Source organism: Micrococcus sp. PSi08 (assembly GCF_054960655.1).
This window is the reverse complement of record NZ_JBHNYP010000014.1, coordinates 12,074-30,521: the sequence shown is the minus strand read 5'-3', so window position 1 is coordinate 30,521 and position 18,448 is coordinate 12,074. Positions and strand designations below refer to the sequence as shown.

Sequence of the window (18,448 nt, the reverse complement as noted above, 5' to 3'; positions counted from 1 at the left end):
GCGTCGTCTTTCCCCCTGTGACGCCGCGGCGTCCGCTCACGGCTGACGCGTCCGGGACGTGCGCCATGATGGTGGGCATGACCGCACCGCAGACCCCGAACCCCGCCCCGTCCGCTGACGCCCCCGCCGCCGTGCCGCGCGCGGCCACCCGGGTGCGCGCGTCCGAGCTGGTGGGCCGCGGCTGGCTGAACACCGGCGGTGAGCAGGTGACCCTCGAGGACCTGCGCGGCAAGGTCGTCCTCCTCGACTTCTGGACGTTCTGCTGCATCAACTGCCTGCACGTCCTGGACGAGCTGCGCCCGCTCGAGGAGGAGTTCGCGGATGTGCTCGTCACGGTGGGCGTGCACTCGCCCAAGTTCGAGCACGAGGCGGACCCGGACGCGCTCGCGGCCGCCGTCGAGCGCTACGCCATCGAGCACCCCGTGCTGGACGACCCCGAGCTGACCACGTGGCAGGCGTACTCGGCGCGCGCCTGGCCCACCCTCGTGGTGGTGGACCCGGAGGGCTACATCGCCGCGCACCTGTCCGGCGAGGGGCACGTGGCCGGGCTCTACGGGCTCGTGCGCGAGCTCGTGGCCGAGCACGAGGCCAAGGGCACGCTGCACCGCGGCTCCGGCCCCTACGTCCCGCCCGCGCCCGTGGCCCGGGACCTGTCGTTCCCCGGCAAGGCCGTGTCCCTCGGCGGCCGCGGCTCCCGCCCGGGCTCGTTCCTCGTCTCGGACACCGGCCACCACCGCCTCCTGGAGGTCGCCGAGGACCTGACCACGGTGCTCCGCGCGTTCGGCGGCGGGGACCCCGCCACGGCGGACGCGGGCCAGGCCGAGCTCGCATTCCCCACGCCCGGGGAGAAGGGCCACGCGGACGGCGGGCCGGACGAGGCGCTGTTCAACGAGCCCCAGGGCCTGGCGCTGCTGCCCGAGGACGTCGCGGAGCGCGTCGGCTACGACGTGGTCGTGGCGGACTCCGTCAACCACCGGCTGCGGGGCCTGCGCCTGTCGGACGGGCACGTCAGCACCCTCGCCGGCAACGGCGTGCAGAAGCTCATCGACTCCGAGCGCGCCAAGGAGGCCGCCGCCGTCGACGACGAGGGGGACATCGCCGTCGACCTCGCGGACCTGCCCGGGGAGCCGACCGCGATCTCGCTGTCCTCCCCGTGGGACGTCGTGTGGCACCCCGCCCTGGGGCGTGTGGTGATCGCGATGGCCGGCACGCACCAGCTCTTCGACTTCGACCCCGTCACGGGCGCGCTCGCGGTGCACGCGGGCACGGCGCTCGAGGGCCTGCTGGACGGCGACGCCGGACGGGCCTGGTTCGCGCAGCCCTCGGGGCTGTCCGTGGGCGCGGACGGCGCGCTGTGGGTCGCGGACTCGGAGACCTCCGCGGTGCGCTGGGTGCGGACCGGGGAGGACGGGCGCCGCGAGGTCGGGACCGCCGTCGGGGCGGGCCTGTTCGACTTCGGCCACGTGGACGGGGAGGCGGACCGCGCGCGCCTGCAGCACCCGCTGGGCGTCACGGCCCTGCCGGACGGCTCCGTGCTGATCGCGGACACGTACAACGGCGCGATCCGCCGGTACGCCCCGGCCGGCGAGGACGCTGCGGGCCGGGCGGTCCCGGCCACGGTGACCACGGTGGCGCGGGGGCTGCTCGAGCCCTCGGACGTGCTCGTGGAGCACGACGCGGACGGGAACGACACCGCGATCGTGGTGGTCGAGTCCAACGCCCACCGGCTCACGCGGCTGGCGGTGCCGGAGGAGTTCCTCACCGTGGACGAGGGCGCGCGGCAGACGCAGCGTCCCCGCACCCCGGTGGTGGCCGGCGACCTGGACCTGACGATCGGCTTCGCCGCGCCCACGGGGCAGAAGCTGGACGACCGCTGGGGCGACCCCACGCAGCTGAAGATCTCCTCCTCCCCGGAGGAGCTGCTGCTCGAGGGCGCGGGCACGTCCACGGGGCTGCACCGGACGCTGCGGCTGAACCCCGAGGTCGAGGAGGGCGTCCTGCACATCACCGCCCGGGCCGCCGCATGCGACGGGGAGAAGGGGCAGCCGATCCCCGACCACGCCGCCTGCCACCTGTACCAGCAGGACTGGGGCATCCCGGTCACGGTGCACACCCCGGACCGGGCCCCGGAGGGCGCCGAGACCCGCCTGGACCTGGACCTGCGCGGGATACACTGAGCGCGTCGTCCGCCCCCGACCCCGAAGGCTGCGCCCCACCATGACCACGCTCATCGTCACCTCGTCCGCCCACGGATCCACGCGAGAGATCGCCGAGCGTGTCGCGGAGGTGCTGCGCACGTCGCAGGCCGTCCCGACCGTGGTGGAGGACGTCGAGGGCGCCGCCGCCTGGCTGGCCACGGCGGACGCGGTGATCGTCGCGGCTCCGGTCTACACGGGCTCGTTCGCCGCCGACGCCCGGGCGTTCCTTGACACCCGTCGGGCCGAGTTGACGGACCTGCCGCTCGTGATCCTGGCCTCGGGCGGCGCGCCCGAGCTGGCCCGGCCGGTGCGGGAGAAGCTCGAGTCCTACGGTCCGCGCGAGGTGGCGTACTTCCGCGGGGCGCTCTTCGAGGAGCGCCTGGGCCGGCTGGAGAAGCTCAAGCTCAAGCTCTCCCGCAACGAGCACTACGGCGACTTCCGCGACTGGGACGCCATCGAGGCCTGGGCCAAGACCCTCCCCGGCGCCGGCGTGCGCTGACCTCACCCGCCGCTGTCGTCGACGAGACGGTGGAGGCGGAGGAGCCTCCGCAGACGCTTTCGTTGACGAAACGGCGACGGAGGCTCTCGTGTCCGCAGCCGAGGCGAGCGGTTAACCTGGCCGCATGTCCCATGCCGCCCGTCGCCCCGCCGCGTCCTCCCGCCCCGCCCGGCCCCGCCCGACGACGGCGCCCCTCGCTCTGCCCGACCGGCCCGGCTGGGTGCGGCTCGCCGCGGGTGCGGTGGTCCCGGGCGTCGTCGCGGCGGTCGCGGCGCTCGCGGCCCTGCAGGTGTTCGTCCTCAACCCGTTGGCCGCCGCGCCCGGCGACCGCGGCCTCGGGAGGATCTACGCGGACCTGAGCGCGGCGGGCCAGCTCGGCGTCCCCTTCGTCCTTCCGGCCGTGATCCTGGCGGCCGGGTTCGGTGTGGCCGCGATCCTGTGGTTCCTCACGTGGCGTCGCGAGGAGGTCGACCCGCTGGCGGTCCTCGCCCTGGGCCTCGCCTCGCTCGTCGCCGCGTCCCCGGCCTACTTCATGGCCTCGTTCGGGCCGGGCATGGCGCTCGCGGACACCTACGGCATCGGCGGGGGCGACCACAGCCCGTGGGCCTGGCCGATCTACGTGGTCAGCATGCTGGCGTTGGCGGGGCTGGTCGCCGTCGTCGTGCTCCTGCTGCGCGGTCCGGCGGGCGGACTCGGCGCCCCGCGGCGCCGGGCCTAGGCTGGCGGGACCGACCTGACCACGACCCCACCAGGAGGACGCACATGACCATCCGCGCCGGCATCGTCGGATACGGGAACCTCGGCCGCAGTGTGGAGAAGCTCGTGAGGCTCCAGCCGGACATGGAGCTGGTGGGCATCTTCTCGCGCCGCACCGGCCTGGACACGGACACGCCCGTGCTCCCGGCGGAGTGAGCCGCCGAGCACGGCGGGGAGATCGACGTGCTGTTCCTCTGCCTCGGCAGCGCCACGGACATCCCCGAGCAGGCGGCCGGCTACGCGCGGCACTTCACCACCGTGGACACCTACGACAACCACCAGCTCATCCCGCGGCACCGCGCCGAGATGGACGCCGCGGCCCGGGAGGGCGGGCACGTGGCGATGATCTCCACCGGCTGGGACCCGGGCCTGTTCTCGGTGAACCGGGTGCTGGGCGCGGCGCTGTTCCCGCAGCCGCAGCAGAACACGTTCTGGGGCAAGGGCCTCTCGCAGGGCCATTCCGACGCCGTCCGGCGGGTCCCCGGCGTCCGGCGCGGCGTGCAGTACACGATCCCCAGCGAGGAGGCGATCGCCGAGGCCCGCGCCGGACGGGGCGCCGAGATCACCGGCGCCTCCGCGCACGTGCGTGAGTGCTACGTGGTGGCCGACGAGGCCGACCACGCGGCCATCACCGAGGCCATCACCACGATGCCCGACTACTTCGCCCCGTACGAGACCACCGTGCACTTCATCTCCGAGGAGGAGTTCGAGCGCGACCACCAGGGCATGCCGCACGGCGGCCACGTCGTCACCTCGGGCGACCTCGGCGGCTCGCGCAGCGCGGTCGAGTTCGTGCTGGAGCTGGAGTCCAACCCCGACTTCACCGCCGCCGCGCAGGTCGCCCACGGCCGTGCCGCCGCGCGTCTGAAAGCCCAGGGGGAGACGGGGGCCCGCACCGTGCTCGAGGTCGCCCCGCACCTGCTCTCGCCCACGGGGCTGGACGAGCTGATCCGCCGGGACGTCTGAGCCGCGGCGAGGCGCCCGGCGCGTGGCACCGGGCCGGGCGCCGCCGTCGTCGGCCTCAGGCCAGCAGCAGGGCGACGGCGATCATCGCCGGGATCGCGACGATCGTGGTGACCAGGATCGTGTCCTTCGAGACGCGCAGGCCCGTGTCGTAGCGCACGGCCGTGACGAACACGTTCTGCGCGGTCGGTAGGGAGGCCAGGACGACGGCGACGAACACGTGCCGCGCGTCCAGGCCGAACACGAACTGCGCGAGCAGCCAGGCCAGCAGCGGGTGCACCACCAGCTTCACCGCCGAGGCCAGCAGGACGTCCGCGCGTCGCCCGCCGGCCCGCTCGAGCGGACGCGAGCCGACCAGCGACATGCCGAACGCCAGGAGCATCGCCGGGATGGACAGCCCGCCGATGAGCTCCACGGACTCTATGAGGGGGCCCGGCAACGACCAGCCGGTGAGAGAGAAGACCAGGCCGGCCACCGAGCCCAGGATCAGGGGGTTGGTGACCGTTTGGCGGACCTGGTCGGCCACGGCACGCCCGGGGGAGCGGCGCACCGCACGACGCCGTCCCGCCGTCGTGCGTCGCCGGGCCTCGCGCGCGGTGACGGCGTCCATCGCGGCCACGTAGAGCGGCGTGTAGATCGCCAGCTGGAAGATGAGCGCCGGGGCGGCCAGGGCGGCGTCGCCGAGGACGTAGGCCGCGATGGGGATGCCGAGGTTCGCCGAGTTCACGAGCGAGGCGCTGAGCGCGGACATGATCCGCTCCGAGGCCGGCCGGCCCTTCAACAGCGGGATCGTCACCGCGAGGTACAGCGCGGCCGCCGCGAACGCGGACAGCGAGGCCACCCACAGCTGGGGGCCCAGCACCGCGCCCACGTCCGCGCGGGAGAGCGTGACGAACAGCAGCGCCGGGTTGCCGATGAAGAACGCCGCGCGGGAGAGCACGGTGCGGCCGTGCTCTCCGAGCACCCCCGTGCGCCCCACCAGGACGCCCACGAGGATGATCACCCACACGACCGCGAAGCCGGAGAGCACCTGGGTCACGGACGGGCCTCCACGGGTCGGGGTGGGGCGGTCCGCGGAGGGGTCAGGGGCATGGCGCGATCCTACGCCGCGGGCGTGGGCTAGCCTGGATCACGACGGCGGCGCCCACCGCCGAGCGCGCCACGCGGCCCGGCCCCGCGCGGCAGGGCCCGGCGGCCCGGCGCGAAGGGGAGCGGATCCTCGGGCCCACCCGCACGCGACGGACGTCGTCCCCGACCCGCGGCGCGGCATGGCCGGGAGCGCGCCGGCGAGGATGCACCATGACCCGTCAGTCCGACCTCAAGACCCTGATCCGCGCCCGCATGGCCGTCACCGGTGAGCGGTACACCGCCGCGGCGGCGGCCCTCGCCGACGAGTGGCAGTCCGCCGAGCGCTACCACGCGACCGTGCTCACCCGCTTCTTCGACGGGGACCGGCTGCGCTCCATCCCTGCGCGTCGCAAGCCGCGGGTGGCCGTCCTTCTCGAGCTGCTGCGTCGCTTCAGAGCGGGCCGCGCCTACGCGGAGGCCGAGGTCAACGACCTGCTGCGCCCCGCCCACGAGGACGTGGCCACGCTGCGTCGCGAACTCGTGGACTACGGGTTCCTCGACCGCGCCGACGGCGTCTACCGACTGGCGGACGCCGGGCCCGACCTCGACCCGCGCTTCGCCGCAGACCTGCCGGTCGACCTGGAACGCCGGCTGCGCGAGATCCGTGCGGGCCGTTGAGCGCGACGGTGTGGACCGACGCGGCCCCGGGTCCCTCGCGTGAGGGGCCCGGGGCCGTCGTGGTGTGGAGCGGGCGACGGGAATCGAACCCGCGTATCTTGCTTGGGAAGCAAGCGCTCTACCATTGAGCTACGCCCGCGCAACCGCTCGGTTTCCGCCTGCGGCGCGGGCACCACGATACACCAGCCCGGCCGGTGCACCGGCCCCGCGTCGTCATCGAGCCCCGCGGACCCGTACGTCAGTGCACCGGGTCCGCCGCGCCGGCCTCGCGCGACCGCACCCGCCGCGTCGCCGCCCGGGCGCGCGAGCGACCGAACGCGTCCGCGTACCGCATGAGCACCGGCCCGGCGACCGCCAGGGCGAGCACATAGGCCGTCGCGAACGCGGTCATCTCCGGTGGCACGCCACCCGCCGACGCGGCGAGCCCGGCGATCACGATGGAGAACTCCCCGCGGATCGTCAGGGCCGCCCCCGCGCGCCAGCGGCCGGCCACGCCGATCCCCGCCCCGCGCGCGGCGAGGTAGCCCGTGGCCACCTTCGTGGCGGCCGTGACGAGGGTCAGGGCCAGCGCGGCCAGCAGCACGGGCGGCAGGGTGCGCGGATCCACGCTCATGCCGAACAGCACGAAGAACAGGGCGGCGAAGAGGTCGCGCAGCGGCTCGAGCACGGCGCGGGCCTGTTTGGCGGCCGCTCCGGAGATCGCGATGCCCAGCAGGAACGCGCCCACACCCGCCGAGACCTGCAGCGCCCCGGCCACGCCTGCGACGACGAGCGCCAGCCCCAGCACCGTGAGCAGGAAGGTCTCCTGCTCGTCCGAGTGCAGCAGCCGCGAGATCTGGGGACTGTACCGCACCGCCACCCCCAGCACGAGGGCGACGACGACGAGCGCGACGCCCGCCGCCTTCAGACCGGAGACAAAGGCGGTGCCCGCCGCGAGCGCCGTCATCACGGGCAGGTAGACCGCCATGGCCAGGTCCTCGAACACGAGCACGGACAGCAGCACGGGGGTCTCGCGGTTGCCGACGCGGCCGAGGTCGCTGAGGACCTTCGCGATGATGCCGGAGGAGGAGATGTAGGTGATGCCGCCCAGCACGAGGGCACCCACCGGCCCCCAGCCGAGCAGCAGCCCGGCCACCGCTCCGGGGGTGAAGTTCAGGACGATGTCCAGCACACCGGCCCGCCAGGAGCCGCGCAGCCCGCCGACGAGCTCACGGGCCGAGTACTCCACGCCGAGCATGAGCAGCAGGAGCACGACGCCGATCTCACCGGCCAGTCGGCTGAACTCCTCGATGGGCTCCATAGGGTTGTGCGCGACACCGGCCGCGTCGACGTGGGTGAACAGCAGCCCGCCGACGCCGACCATGAGTCCGCCCAGCAGGTACAGCGGGACGGGGGACATGCCGATCTTTCCGGCGAACCGGCCGAGGGCGCCGAGCAGCAGGAGCACGGCCCCGAGCTCGATCAGGGCGATCAGCGTGGTGTCCACGGGGGCCTCAGGCGGCCAGCAGCCGCTCGGCCTTCCGGAGGCCCTCGCTGGTGCCGACCACCACGAGCAGGTCGCCGCCCTCGAGGAGCATGGTCGGGGCGGGGGAGGCGTGGGTGACGCCGGAGCGGACGACGGCGACGATCGAGACGCCGGTGCGCGTGCGCATGCGGGTCGCCCCGAGCACCTCGCCCGCGTACGGGGAGTCGGACGGCAGGATCAGCTGACGGGTGGTGATGCCGGGCAGGTCCGCGTGCTCCTCCTGGAGCTGGGAGACCAGTCGCGGCCCGGACAGGAGCGCGCCCAGGGCGGACGCCTCCTCGAGGGTCAGGGGGAGCGAGGTCGCGCAGGCGTCCGGGTCCTCGGCATCGGAGAGGATCAGCTCGGTCTGGCCGTCGCGGTGGGTGACCACGCCGATGCGGCGGCCGTCGGCGAGGGCCAGCTCGCGGCGCACGCCGATGCCCGGCAGGGAGGTCTCGTGGAGGCTCATGTCGTACATCGTAGGTTGTGGCCGCGCCGTCGACGTCCCGGCCGCCGTTTCCCGAACGAAAGTGCGCCAGGGGCCGCCGTTTCCCGAACGAAAGTGCGCCGGGGGCCGCTGGTAGAGTCCGAACCGCGCCCGGCCGCGGCCGGACGCGTCCGGCAGCCCCTGTCCCGGAAGGACGTCCCATGCGCGACACCACGGCCGACGCGGCCCAGGTCCCCGCCCGCCCCGACGACGCGGCGGTGTACCGCTACCTCGCGTTCGGGGAGGCGGACCGCCCCTTCCTCGTCGGCGGTCCCCGGCCCGCACCGCTGGCCCCCGCCGCGACGCCGTCCCCGGTCGCCGACCTCGAGTCGGTCCGCGCCGCGATCCGCGCCCACGGCGGCCCCCTGGCCTCGACCGCGCACGTGTGCGGCCGCCCCGCCCCGACGCCTTCGGCCGCCGACGCGTCCCGCGGCCTGCGCGGTGCCGCGCGCACCCTGACCGCGACCCGCCGCAACGTCGCCGCACGCCTGGCCGACTCCCGCGAGCGCGCCGACGTGCCCGTCGAGGCGCTGCTGAACTCGGCCTTCGTCGACGCCCACGCGGACGAGCGCCCCGCCGATCGCGGCGTGCCGCGCGGGCGGCTCGCCGGCCTGGTGGACGCCGTCCTCCCGCCGGCCCGTCTCGCGGACGACGACGCCGCGGCCGGCCTGCTGCTCGCCCTGCGCGAGCCGGTCCGCGAGGTGTTCGCCTCCGACTCGTTCGCCGCCCGCCCGTACGCCGACGCGCCCACCGTCCGCGCGCTCTTCGAGGACTTCCTCGCCCACCCGCGCCGGCACGACCCCGAGCGCTTCTGGCGCCTGCTCAACCTCGAGCTCTGGCTGCGCGACGCGGTGGACGCGGACGCCGCCCCGGCCGGCCCCGCCACCGCGGTCGACGAGGCCCCCACCGCCCCGGCGCCGGCCAAGCCGGACCACGAGCCGAACCCGGGCAAGGAGCTCGACCTGGTCTCCGCCGAGGACGGCCGCCGCTACCGCCGCTTCCCGGTGCAGACCGGCCTGGTGGACCGGGACACGGACCTGCAGGCCTACCTGCGCGGCGAGATCGAGGACTTCTTCCGCGACCTGCCCGCGGACGCGATGCCGCAGGACGCCCCGTGGCACTTCTCCGTGTCCGAGAAGATCGTGGCCATCACCCAGGGTCGCTCCTACTACACGTGGGAGGTCCGCCCCTCCGTGGCCGCCCGCGTCCTCTCCCGCCTGGTCACCCGCACGCCCGCGGGCATCGGTCTGGGCGATCCCACCACCATGCAGCTGGCCATCCAGGAGGCGGGCCTGCCGCGCATCGTGCTCTCCGCGGCGGCCGGCGCCGCCGGCAAGGTCGCCGGCAAGCGCGGTGTGTTCTACAACGTGGTGGGCGGCAACGTCCGCGCGATCGACGGGCCCACCTCCTACTCCACGTTCCCGGCCAACGTCTCGGCCAAGCTGCCGCCGGCCGAGCCGGACCGGGTGGCCGCCGAGGTCTCGGCGATGATCCGGGCGGCGGACATCCCGGCCTGGGCGAAGGCCTCCTTCGCCGGCACCGTCGTGATGGACGCCAACGACATCGGCCGCAACGCCCTCGGCAAGGACACGGCCGCGTCGGCCGCCGTCCTCGAGGCCGCCTTCGCGGACAACCCGCTGGGCCAGGGCCGCGAGCGCACCCCGCTGGCCGTCGTCGTGCGAATGGAGTGAGCCGTGCTGCTCTCCGACCGCGACATCCGCGCCGAGCTCGACTCCGGGCGCGTCGGCCTGGACCCCCTCGACCCGGCGATGGTCCAGCCCGCGTCCGTGGACGTGCGCCTGGACCGGTACTTCCGGCTCTTCGACAACCACCGGTACGCGCACATCGACCCGCGCCAGAAGCAGGACGAGCTGACCCGGCTGGTGGAGGTGGACCCGGACGAGGCGTTCATCCTGCACCCGGGGGAGTTCGTGCTCGGCTCCACCTATGAGCAGGTCACCCTGCCGGACGACCTCGCCGCCCGCCTCGAAGGCAAGTCCTCGCTGGGCCGGCTGGGCCTGCTGACGCACTCGACCGCCGGGTTCATCGACCCCGGGTTCTCCGGGCACGTCACGCTCGAGCTGTCCAACGTGGCCACGCTGCCCATCACGCTGTGGCCGGGGATGAAGATCGGCCAGCTGTGCTTCTTCCGGCTCTCCTCGGCGGCCCAGTCGCCGTACGGCACCGGGGCCAACCAGAACCGGTACCAGGGTCAGCGCGGGCCCACGGCCTCCCGGGCGCACCGCGACTTCCACCTCACCCGCATCGAGCGATGACCGGCGCCGCGCTCCCGCCGGTCGCCTCCGCCGCCCCGCGTCGCCAGGTGGCCGCGTGGGCGCTGTGGGACTGGGGCTCGGCCGCGTTCAACGCGGTCATGGTCACCTTCGTGTTCGGCACCTACCTGGCCTCGGACGCGTTCGGGCCGGACGAGCGGGGCACGGCCTGGCTCTCGACGGCGATGGCGGTGGCCGGCGTCGTCATCGCGGTCACCGCGCCCGTGCTGGGCCGGCGCGCGGACGGCGCGGGCCGGCGCCGCCTCTGGCTGGGGGTGACCACCGGCGCCGTGATCGTGTGCACAGCGGCCTGCTTCTGGGTCACCCCGGAGGAGTCCTCGCTGCTGCTGGGCGTCACCCTGATCGCCCTGGGCACGGTGTTCTTCGAGTTCGCGGAGGTGCAGGTCAACGCGATCCTCGTGCACATCTCGACGCCGGCCACGATCGGCCGGATCTCGGGCATCGGCTGGGGTGCGGGCTATCTCGGTGGCATCCTGCTGCTGCTGATCGTGTTCGTGGGCTTCGTCTCGGGGGACGCGCACTGGTTCGGCGTCACGGAGGACGCGGCGCTGAACATCCGGGTGGTCGCGCTCGTGGCCGCCGCGTGGTTCCTCGTGTTCGCGATCCCCGTGCTGGTGGCCGTGCCGGACCCGGCCCCCGCCCCGGCGGCGGACGGCGGGCCGCGCCGTGAGTCGGTGCTGGGCTCCTACCGCGAGCTCGGGGCCACGCTGGCCCGGATGTGGCGCGAGGACCGGAACACGCTGTGGTTCCTCGTGGCCTCGGCGGTGTTCCGCGACGGCGTGGGCGCGGTGTTCGTCTACGGCGCCATCCTGGGCACCACGGTCTACGGGCTGGCGGCCTCGGACGTGGTCCTGTTCGCGATCGCGGCCAACGTGGTGGCCGCCCTGGGCGCCTTCGTGGGCGGGCGGCTCGACGACGCAGTCGGCCCGCGCCGGGTGATCCTCGGTTCGCTGGCCGCCATGGTCCTCGTGGCCGGGGCGCTGTTCTTCGCCTCGGGCACCCTCGCGTTCTGGGTCGGCGGGCTGGCGCTGTGCCTGTTCGTGGGCCCGGTGCAGTCGGCCTCGCGCGCGTTCCTGGGCCGGCTCACCACGCCGCGGACGGCGGGCGAGGTGTTCGGGCTGTATGCCACCACGGGCCGCGCGGTCGGGTTCATCACGCCCGCGCTCGTGACGCTCGCGCTCGCCCTGCACCCGGACAACCGGGTGGTCATCCCCGTGATCGCCGTCGTGCTCGTGGCCGGCGGGCTGCTGTTCGCCCGGGTCACGGAGCCGATCACGCGGAGCGCGGAATCGGTCCGCTGACCCCGGGTGGGGCGCATCCCTCCGCTAGGCTGGACCGTACCCCCGCCCGTGCCTGACGAAGGGACCGCATGCTCGTCATCCTGACCGCGCTCTTCGTCGTCGCGCTCGCCGCCCCGGTGATCTTCCGGTGGACGGGACGTCAGGGGTTCTATCTGCTCGCCGCCGCCCCCGCGGCGGGCTTCGTCTGGCTGCTCACCCAGCTGCCGCACGTGTTCGCGCTGCAGGAGGCGCTCGACGCCGGCCGGCCGGTCCCGGCCTCGGCGGCGCACCTGGACCGCGCCGTGCCGTGGGTGCCGTACCTCGAGATCGAGCTCGCGTTCCGCATGGACGTGCTGGCCGCGTTCATGTCCCTGATCGTGCTGGGAGTCGGCGCGCTGGTCCTGGCCTACTGCGCCCGCTACTTCCGGGAGCACGAGCCGCGCAACGCGGTGTTCGGCGGGCAGCTGCTGGCGTTCGCCGGCGCGATGTTCGGGCTCGTCACCACGGACGACCTGATGGTGCTCTACACCTTCTGGGAGATCACGTCCGTCCTGTCCTTCCTGCTGATCGGCTACTCGGGCCACCGCATCTTCGCCCGCCGCTCCGCCATCACCGCCCTGATCGTCACCACGTTCGGCGGCCTGGCCATGCTCGCGGGCCTGATCATGCTGGCCCACTTCGCCGGGTCCTGGCGGATCTCCGGGGTCCTCGAGGCCGCCCCCGCCCTCATGGCCGACGCCGGGCTGCGCGGGCTGCTCGAGGTCGCCGTCGCGCTCGTGCTGATCGGCGCCCTGACCAAGTCGGCCCAGGCGCCGTTCCACTTCTGGCTCCCGGCCGCCATGGCCGCGCCCACCCCCGTGTCCGCGTACCTGCACGCGGCGGCCATGGTGAAGGCCGGCGTGTTCCTCGTGGCCCGCCTGGCCCCGGAGTTCCACGACCTCACGTCCTGGCAGATCCTGGTGCTCGGCGTCGGCCTGTGGACCCTGGTGCTCGGCGGCTGGCGCGCCCTGCGGCAGACGGACGTCAAGCTCGTGCTCGCCTACGGCACGGTCTCCCAGCTCGGCTTCCTCATGGTGGCCAACGGCCTGGGCACCCGGGACGCGGCGATGGCCGGGCTCGCCATGCTCCTGGCCCACGCGGTGTTCAAGGCGCCGCTGTTCATGATCGTCGGCATCATCGACCATGAGGCCGGCACCCGCGACCTGCGCAAGCTCTCCGGCATCGGGCGGCGCCATCCGGTCCTGGCCGCCGTCGCCGTGGCGGCGGGGCTGTCCATGGCCGGGCTGCCCCCGCTGTTCGGCTTCGTGGCCAAGGAGTCCGTGCTCGAGTCGCTGGCCGCCCACGGGGCCGCCCACGGCGGCGTGTGGGCCTGGAGCCCGCTCGTGGTCATGGCCCTGGGCTCGGTGCTCACCTTCGCCTACACGTGGCGCTTCCTCTGGGGCTGCTTCGCCGTCAAGCGGGACGAGGCGGGCGAGACGGTGCCGGAGACGCAGTTCCACACCCGCGTCACCACCCTCGAGCTGGCCCCGGCCGCGCTGCTCGCGCTCGTCGGCCTCGTGCTCGCCTTCCTGCCCGGCCCGGTGGAGGGGATCATCACCGCCCACACGGGCTCCCTGCCGCCGCTGGACCCGGCGGAGAAGCCGGCCTACCTGGCCCTGTGGCACGGCTGGACGCCCATCCTCGCCCTCTCCGCGGGGATCTGGGTGCTCGGCGCGCTGCTCGCCCTTGCCCGCCGCCCGTTCGAGGCGCTTCAGGAGCGCACCGAGTCCCCCCTGGACGCCGCCCGCGGATACCGCCGGCTCATCGGCTACGTGGACGAGACGGCCGTGTGGGTCACGGGCCGCACCCAGACCGGCTCGCTGCGCCGCTACCTGGCCATCATCCTCACGACGGCGGCCGGCCTGCCCGTCGCCTTCCTCCTGTTCCCCGTCGGGCGGGAGGACCGCGTCCTGGCCACCGCGTTCCTCGACGGGGACATCATCGGGGCGGAGAGCCCGGCGCAGCTGGTCATCGTCCTGATGATCGCCGTGGCCACCGTGTTCGCCGTCCGCGCCCGCCGCCGCTTCAAGGCGATCATGCTGGTGTCCGTGACCGGCTACGGCGCCGCCGCCCTGTTCGCCCTGCGCGGCGCCCCGGACCTCGCCATCACCCAGGTGCTCGTGGAGACCATCATCCTGGTCACCCTCATCCTGGGCCTGCGCGTGCTGCCGCCGGACTGGTACGACCGCCGCACCGGCTCACGGCGGCTGGGCCGCCTGGCCGTGGCCGTCGGGTTCGCGCTGACCATGATGTGGATCGCCGCCACCGCGCTGGCCGCCCGCACCGCCGAGCGCATCTCGCTGCCCATGCCGGAGCTCGCCTACACGGACGGCTACGGCGCCAACGCCGTGAACGTCACCCTCGTGGACATCCGCGCGTGGGACACGTGGGGCGAGATCACCGTGCTGGCCGCCGCCGCCACCGGCGTGGCCTCCCTGATCTTCCTGCAGCACCGCGACGGGCGCACCCGCAGCATCGACGACGTCGCCCCCGGCTCCGTCGGCAACTTCGGCGCCGACTCCTCGCTCGGGGCCCGCGAGCTGTCCGTCGTGCGCAGCTTCGCTGTGGACGATCGCAAGGGCCAGTGGCTCGTGGCCGGCCACACGATGGCCCCCGAGCGGCGCTCGATCATCCTCGAGGTCGTCACCCGCTTCATGTTCCCGATCATGATGCTGCTCTCCGTCTACCTGCTGCTGGCCGGGCACAACACCCCCGGCGGCGGCTTCGCCGGCGGCCTGCTCGCGGGCCTGGCCCTGACCCTGCGGTTCCTGGCCGGCGGCCGGTACGAGCTGCAGGAGGCCTCCGTGATCCCGGCCGGGCCCATGATCGGCCTGGGCCTGGCGATCGCCACGCTCACCGGGATCGCCCCGCTCTTCTTCGGCGGGCAGATCCTGCAGTCCTATGTGGTGGAGTTCACCGACCTGCCGCTGTTCGGCGACGCCCTCAAGCTGGTCTCGGCCACGGCGTTCGACATCGGCGTGTACCTCGTGGTGGTCGGGCTCGTGATCGACGTGCTGCGCTCGCTCGGCGGTGAGGTGGACCGCCGGGGCGAGGAGGCCCGCCGCGCCCGCCTGCGCGCCGCGGCCCGCCGTCGTCATCCGCGCATGCCCACCCCGTCCACCCCCGACGCCCCGGAGGCCGCCCGATGATGACCGTCGACCTGGCCCTGCTCCTGGCCATGGGCGTGATGTTCGCCGGGGGGATCTACCTGGTGCTCGAGCGCAGCCTGACCCGCATCCTGCTGGGGATCATGCTGATCAACAACGGCGCCATCATGCTGCTGTTCCTCTCCTCCGGCGGCGTCGGCCTGGCCCCGCTGTTCGTGCGCGGCCGGGACCCGCACGAGTACGCGGACACCCTGCCGCAGGCGCTGATCCTCACCGCGATCGTGATCGGCTTCGCCGTGGTCGCGTTCCTGACCGCCATGATCTACCGCTCGTGGCTGCTCATCCGCGAGGACGAGGTCGAGGTGGACGCGGAGGACGTCAAGATCGCCCGGATGCCCGCCTGGGACGCGGAGGACGACGCGGAGCTCGTGGAGGAGTCCTCCGAGTTCCTGGACGACGCCGCGGACCCCAACGCCCACTACGAGCACACGACGCAGGCACGGCCCCAGGTGCAGCACGCCACGCCCGCCCCCCAGGCGCCCACCGGATCCGGGGCAGCGTCCCGCGGCCGCCGTCCCGAGGGCGGGGAGCGCGCATGAGCATCGGTTCCGTCCCCCTGACCGACCTGGCCCCGCTGGCCGTCATGATCCCCGTGCTCGGCGCGGCCGTGACCTTCATGCTCGTGCGCCGCCCCCGCGCGCAGATCACCGTCACGGTCTCCGCGCTCGTGCTCACCCTCGTGCTGGACGCGCTGCTGCTGGCCGCGGTCTGGGACACCGGGGTCGCGGCCGTCCACCTCGGCGGCTGGCCGGCCCCGCTGGGCATCGCCCTCGTGGTGGACCGGCTCTCGGCCCTCATGCTCGTGGTGTCCGCGCTGGTCACCCTGGCGGTGCTGCTGTACGCCTCGGCGCAGGGGCTGATCAACCGGGACGAGGGCGGGCCGGTCTCGATCTTCCACCCCACGTTCCTGATCCTCGTGGCGGGGGTGTCCAACGCGTTCCTCGCCGGCGACCTGTTCAACCTCTACGTGGGCTTCGAGATCCTCCTGACGTCCTCCTACGTGCTGCTGACCATGGGGGGCACCGCCCAGCGCATCCGCGCGGGCATCACCTACGTGGTGGTCTCCGTGCTCTCCTCGGTGGTGTTCCTGATCGCGATCGCGATGATCTACGCGGCCACCGGCACCGTGAACATGGCGGACCTGGCCGTGAAGCTGGGCGAGCTGCCCACCGACGTGCAGATGGTCCTGCACGTGCTGCTCCTGGTGGGCTTCGGCATCAAGGCGGCCGTGTTCCCGCTGTCCTTCTGGCTGCCGGACTCGTACCCCACCGCGCCCGCCCCGGTGACCGCGGTGTTCGCGGGCCTGCTCACCAAGGTGGGCGTGTACGCGATGATCCGCACCGAGACGCTGCTCTTCCCGGGGGAGCACGTCAACGCGCTCCTGCTCGTGGTGGCCGCGCTGACCATGGTGGTGGGCATCCTCGGCGCGCTGGCCCAGACGGACATCAAGCGCATCCTGTCCTTCATCCTCGTCTCCCACATCGGCTACATGATCTTCGGCCTGGGCCTGGCCACGGAGGCGGGGCTGGCGGCCACCGTGTACTATGTGGCCCACCACATCACCGTGCAGACCGCGCTCTTCCTCGTCACGGGCCTGATCGAGAACCGCGCCGGCACCGCGAACATCGACCGCCTCGGGTCCCTGGCGAAGGTCTCCCCGTTCGTGAGCGTCCTGTTCCTCGTGCCCGCGCTCAACCTCGGCGGCATCCCGCCGTTCTCCGGCTTCCTCGGCAAGGTCGGCCTGCTGCGCGGCGGCGTCGAGCAGGCCACGCCCCTGGCGTACACGCTGGTGGGCGTGTCCCTGCTCGTGTCCCTGCTGACCCTGCTCGTGGTGGTGCGCGTGTGGACCCGCGCGTTCTGGCGCCGCGTCGAGGACGTGGAGCACCCGCCCGCCCAGCTCGTGGCCGCCTACGAGCGGGCCGTCGCCCGTGGCGAGCGCCCCCGCCCGCTCGAGCCGGGCCTCGTGCTGCCCACCACGGCGCTCGTGGGCCTGACGCTGGTGTTCACGGTGGCCGCCGGTCCGCTGTTCGCCCTGGCCGACGAGGCCGCCACGGACATGCTCGACCGCTCGCCCTACATCGCGGCGGTGCTCGACGACGCCGCGGCGGAGCGGGCCGCGGCCACCCTCAGCGTCGACCCGACGGAGGTGCACGATGCCCGGAAGTGACTCCGCCCGCCGCGACGTGGTGCGCCCCGACCGGGTCCGGGGCATCGTGGCCCAGTGGCCGCTGATCCTCGTGATGGTGGCCGTGTGGTGCGCCCTGTGGCAGGACTTCGCCCCGCACGTGGCCCTGGCCGGCCTCGCCTTCGCGCTGCTGATCCTCGGGCTCTTCCCGATGCCGAGCATCCCGTTCAGCGGCCGTCTGAACCCCTGGTGGTCCCTCGTGTTCACGGTGCGGTTCCTCGTCGACGTCGTGCGCGCCTCGGTCAACGTGACCGGGGTGGTGCTGCTGCGTGGCCGCCGCGCCCGCGGCTCGATCGTGGGCGTCCCGCTGCGCAGCCACGACGACCTCATCATCACGCTCGTCAGCCACGCCCTGGTCCTGGTGCCGGGCTCGATCGTGCTGGACGTGGACCGGGTCCGCTCCGTCCTGTACCTGCACGTGCTCGACGCGACCACGGACGAGGACGTGGAGGGCTTCCGCGCCAAGGCCCTCGACGTGGAGGCGGGCATCATCCGCGCCGTCGGCACGCGTGAGGACCTCGAGCTGGTCCGCCGCTTCCCGAGTTCGGCGCCCCCCGCCGCCCGCCCCCCGAAGGAGGAGGCCTGATGGACCCCATGGACCTGGCCACGTGGGCCGGCGGGGCGCTGCTCGTGGTCGGCGCCGTCGGTGCGCTCTACCGGATCGTGCGCGGCCCCTCGCTGCTGGACCGGGCGGTCGCCACGGACGTGCTGCTCGTGGTGTTCTCCGGGATGCTCGTCCTGGAGATGGCCGCGCACCGCCACACCCACCACGTGGTCCTCGTGGTGCTGGCCGCCACCGTCGGCTTCGTCGGCTCGGTGACGGTGGCGCGCTTCGCGGAGGACCGGCGCCCGGACCACTCGCTCGAGGACCAGGCGCGCGTGCCCGGCACCACGGACGTGCCGGGCGGGGAGGAGGGCCGATGACCGACACCGCCACGCTCCTGGACTGGCTGGCCGCGTTCCTGCTCGTCAGCGGCGCCTTCTTCTCCCTGGTGGCCGGCGTGGGCCTGTTCGTGCTGCCGGACCTGCTGGCCCGCATGCACGCCGCCGCCAAGCCGCAGGTCCTCGGCCTGCTGCTCATGCTCGCCGGGCTGGGGATCGTGTGGCGGTCGTGGGTGTGGCTGCCCGTGCTGTTCCTGGCGTGGATCACCCAGATGGTCACGGCCCCGGTGGCCTCCCACCTGGTGGGCCGCACGGGCTACCGCACCAAGCACGCCCGCCGTGAGCTGCTGCACCGGGACGAGCTGGCCGCCGTCGGCCGTCGGGCCGAGCCCCCGGCGGACCCCGGGCCCCGCCGCGCCGGCGCCCGGCCGCGTGGGCGCCGCTGACG

The 18,448-nt window shown here is 74.0% G+C and carries 17 protein-coding genes, 1 tRNA gene and 1 pseudogene; 15 read left to right on the top strand and 4 right to left on the bottom strand.

From position 1 onward, the window contains the following. Positions 1-77 precede the first annotated feature (77 nt). The 5 genes from ACFI33_RS06400 (at position 78) to ACFI33_RS06380 (ending at position 4,419) form a co-directional block, all read left to right on the top strand. Positions 78-2,177: an NHL domain-containing thioredoxin family protein gene (locus ACFI33_RS06400; RefSeq protein WP_119217973.1), complete on the top strand. Its 2,100-nt coding sequence runs from the start codon at positions 78-80 to the stop codon at positions 2,175-2,177. A 40-nt stretch (positions 2,178-2,217) separates the two neighbouring features. Next, complete coding sequence (locus ACFI33_RS06395) at positions 2,218-2,697, top strand: flavodoxin domain-containing protein (RefSeq protein ID WP_078025518.1); 480 nt, start codon at positions 2,218-2,220, stop codon at positions 2,695-2,697. 124 nt (positions 2,698-2,821) lie between these two features. After that, positions 2,822-3,415, top strand: a complete 594-nt coding sequence (locus tag ACFI33_RS06390; RefSeq protein ID WP_127445802.1) for a hypothetical protein — start codon at positions 2,822-2,824, stop codon at positions 3,413-3,415. Between the two features lie 44 nt (positions 3,416-3,459). Continuing rightward, positions 3,460-3,609, top strand: coding sequence for a hypothetical protein (locus ACFI33_RS06385; RefSeq protein ID WP_153239439.1), 150 nt, complete (start codon positions 3,460-3,462; stop codon positions 3,607-3,609). Positions 3,610-3,630: 21 nt separating this feature from the next. Then, positions 3,631-4,419 (top strand): diaminopimelate dehydrogenase, encoded by a 789-nt coding sequence (locus ACFI33_RS06380; RefSeq protein ID WP_127435528.1) that lies wholly within the window; start codon positions 3,631-3,633, stop codon positions 4,417-4,419. Positions 4,420-4,474: 55 nt separating this feature from the next. Here ACFI33_RS06380 and ACFI33_RS06375 read toward each other — a convergent pair whose 3' ends face one another. Then, positions 4,475-5,455, bottom strand: a complete 981-nt coding sequence (locus ACFI33_RS06375; RefSeq protein WP_127435529.1) for an AEC family transporter — start codon at positions 5,453-5,455, stop codon at positions 4,475-4,477. Between the two features lie 260 nt (positions 5,456-5,715). Between ACFI33_RS06375 and ACFI33_RS06370 the strand changes: the two genes are divergently transcribed. Then, positions 5,716-6,162: a DUF2087 domain-containing protein gene (locus ACFI33_RS06370; RefSeq protein WP_020626108.1), complete on the top strand. Its 447-nt coding sequence runs from the start codon at positions 5,716-5,718 to the stop codon at positions 6,160-6,162. 65 nt (positions 6,163-6,227) lie between these two features. Here ACFI33_RS06370 and ACFI33_RS06365 read toward each other — a convergent pair. From ACFI33_RS06365 to ACFI33_RS06355, 3 genes are all read right to left on the bottom strand, one after another. Beyond that, a tRNA-Gly gene (locus ACFI33_RS06365) sits at positions 6,228-6,301 on the bottom strand. A 99-nt stretch (positions 6,302-6,400) separates the two neighbouring features. Beyond that, positions 6,401-7,648, bottom strand: a complete 1,248-nt coding sequence (locus ACFI33_RS06360) for a cation:proton antiporter (protein ID WP_127445801.1) — start codon at positions 7,646-7,648, stop codon at positions 6,401-6,403. A gap of 7 nt (positions 7,649-7,655) precedes the next feature. Then, positions 7,656-8,135 (bottom strand): cation:proton antiporter regulatory subunit, encoded by a 480-nt coding sequence (locus tag ACFI33_RS06355; RefSeq protein ID WP_101962221.1) that lies wholly within the window; start codon positions 8,133-8,135, stop codon positions 7,656-7,658. 179 nt (positions 8,136-8,314) lie between these two features. Here ACFI33_RS06355 and ACFI33_RS06350 point away from each other — a divergent pair, with 179 nt between their 5' ends. The 9 genes and pseudogenes from ACFI33_RS06350 (at position 8,315) to mnhG (ending at position 18,446) form a co-directional block, all read left to right on the top strand. Beyond that, entirely contained in the window at positions 8,315-9,844 is a 1,530-nt protein-coding gene (locus ACFI33_RS06350; protein ID WP_462623827.1) for a hypothetical protein, read from the top strand. Positions 9,845-9,847: 3 nt separating this feature from the next. Further along, positions 9,848-10,429, top strand: coding sequence for a dCTP deaminase (gene dcd, locus ACFI33_RS06345; protein WP_127435185.1), 582 nt, complete (start codon positions 9,848-9,850; stop codon positions 10,427-10,429). Continuing rightward, positions 10,348-11,748, top strand: a pseudogene (locus tag ACFI33_RS06340) (MFS transporter); the annotation flags it as partial. The gene dcd and the pseudogene ACFI33_RS06340, both read left to right, overlap by 82 nt. A gap of 68 nt (positions 11,749-11,816) precedes the next feature. Then, complete coding sequence (locus ACFI33_RS06335) at positions 11,817-14,915, top strand: Na+/H+ antiporter subunit A (protein ID WP_127435187.1); 3,099 nt, start codon at positions 11,817-11,819, stop codon at positions 14,913-14,915. After that, positions 14,912-15,472, top strand: a complete 561-nt coding sequence (locus ACFI33_RS06330; protein WP_127435188.1) for an NADH-quinone oxidoreductase subunit K — start codon at positions 14,912-14,914, stop codon at positions 15,470-15,472. The genes ACFI33_RS06335 and ACFI33_RS06330 overlap by 4 nt, the downstream gene beginning before the upstream one ends. After that, positions 15,469-17,100 carry a Na+/H+ antiporter subunit D gene (locus ACFI33_RS06325; RefSeq protein ID WP_127435189.1) on the top strand — a complete coding sequence of 544 codons (1,632 nt, stop codon included), beginning with the start codon at positions 15,469-15,471 and terminating at the stop codon, positions 17,098-17,100. The genes ACFI33_RS06330 and ACFI33_RS06325 overlap by 4 nt, the downstream gene beginning before the upstream one ends. Then, complete coding sequence (locus tag ACFI33_RS06320) at positions 17,087-17,704, top strand: Na+/H+ antiporter subunit E (RefSeq protein WP_070708908.1); 618 nt, start codon at positions 17,087-17,089, stop codon at positions 17,702-17,704. The genes ACFI33_RS06325 and ACFI33_RS06320 overlap by 14 nt, the downstream gene beginning before the upstream one ends. Next, positions 17,704-18,042 (top strand): monovalent cation/H+ antiporter complex subunit F, encoded by a 339-nt coding sequence (locus ACFI33_RS06315; protein ID WP_127435190.1) that lies wholly within the window; start codon positions 17,704-17,706, stop codon positions 18,040-18,042. The genes ACFI33_RS06320 and ACFI33_RS06315 overlap by 1 nt, the downstream gene beginning before the upstream one ends. Beyond that, the gene (gene mnhG / locus ACFI33_RS06310; protein ID WP_041104525.1) at positions 18,039-18,446 is read left to right on the top strand and encodes a monovalent cation/H(+) antiporter subunit G; all 408 of its coding nucleotides are present in this window, start codon (positions 18,039-18,041) and stop codon (positions 18,444-18,446) included. Before ACFI33_RS06315 ends, mnhG begins: the two co-directional genes overlap by 4 nt. Positions 18,447-18,448 lie beyond the last annotated feature (2 nt).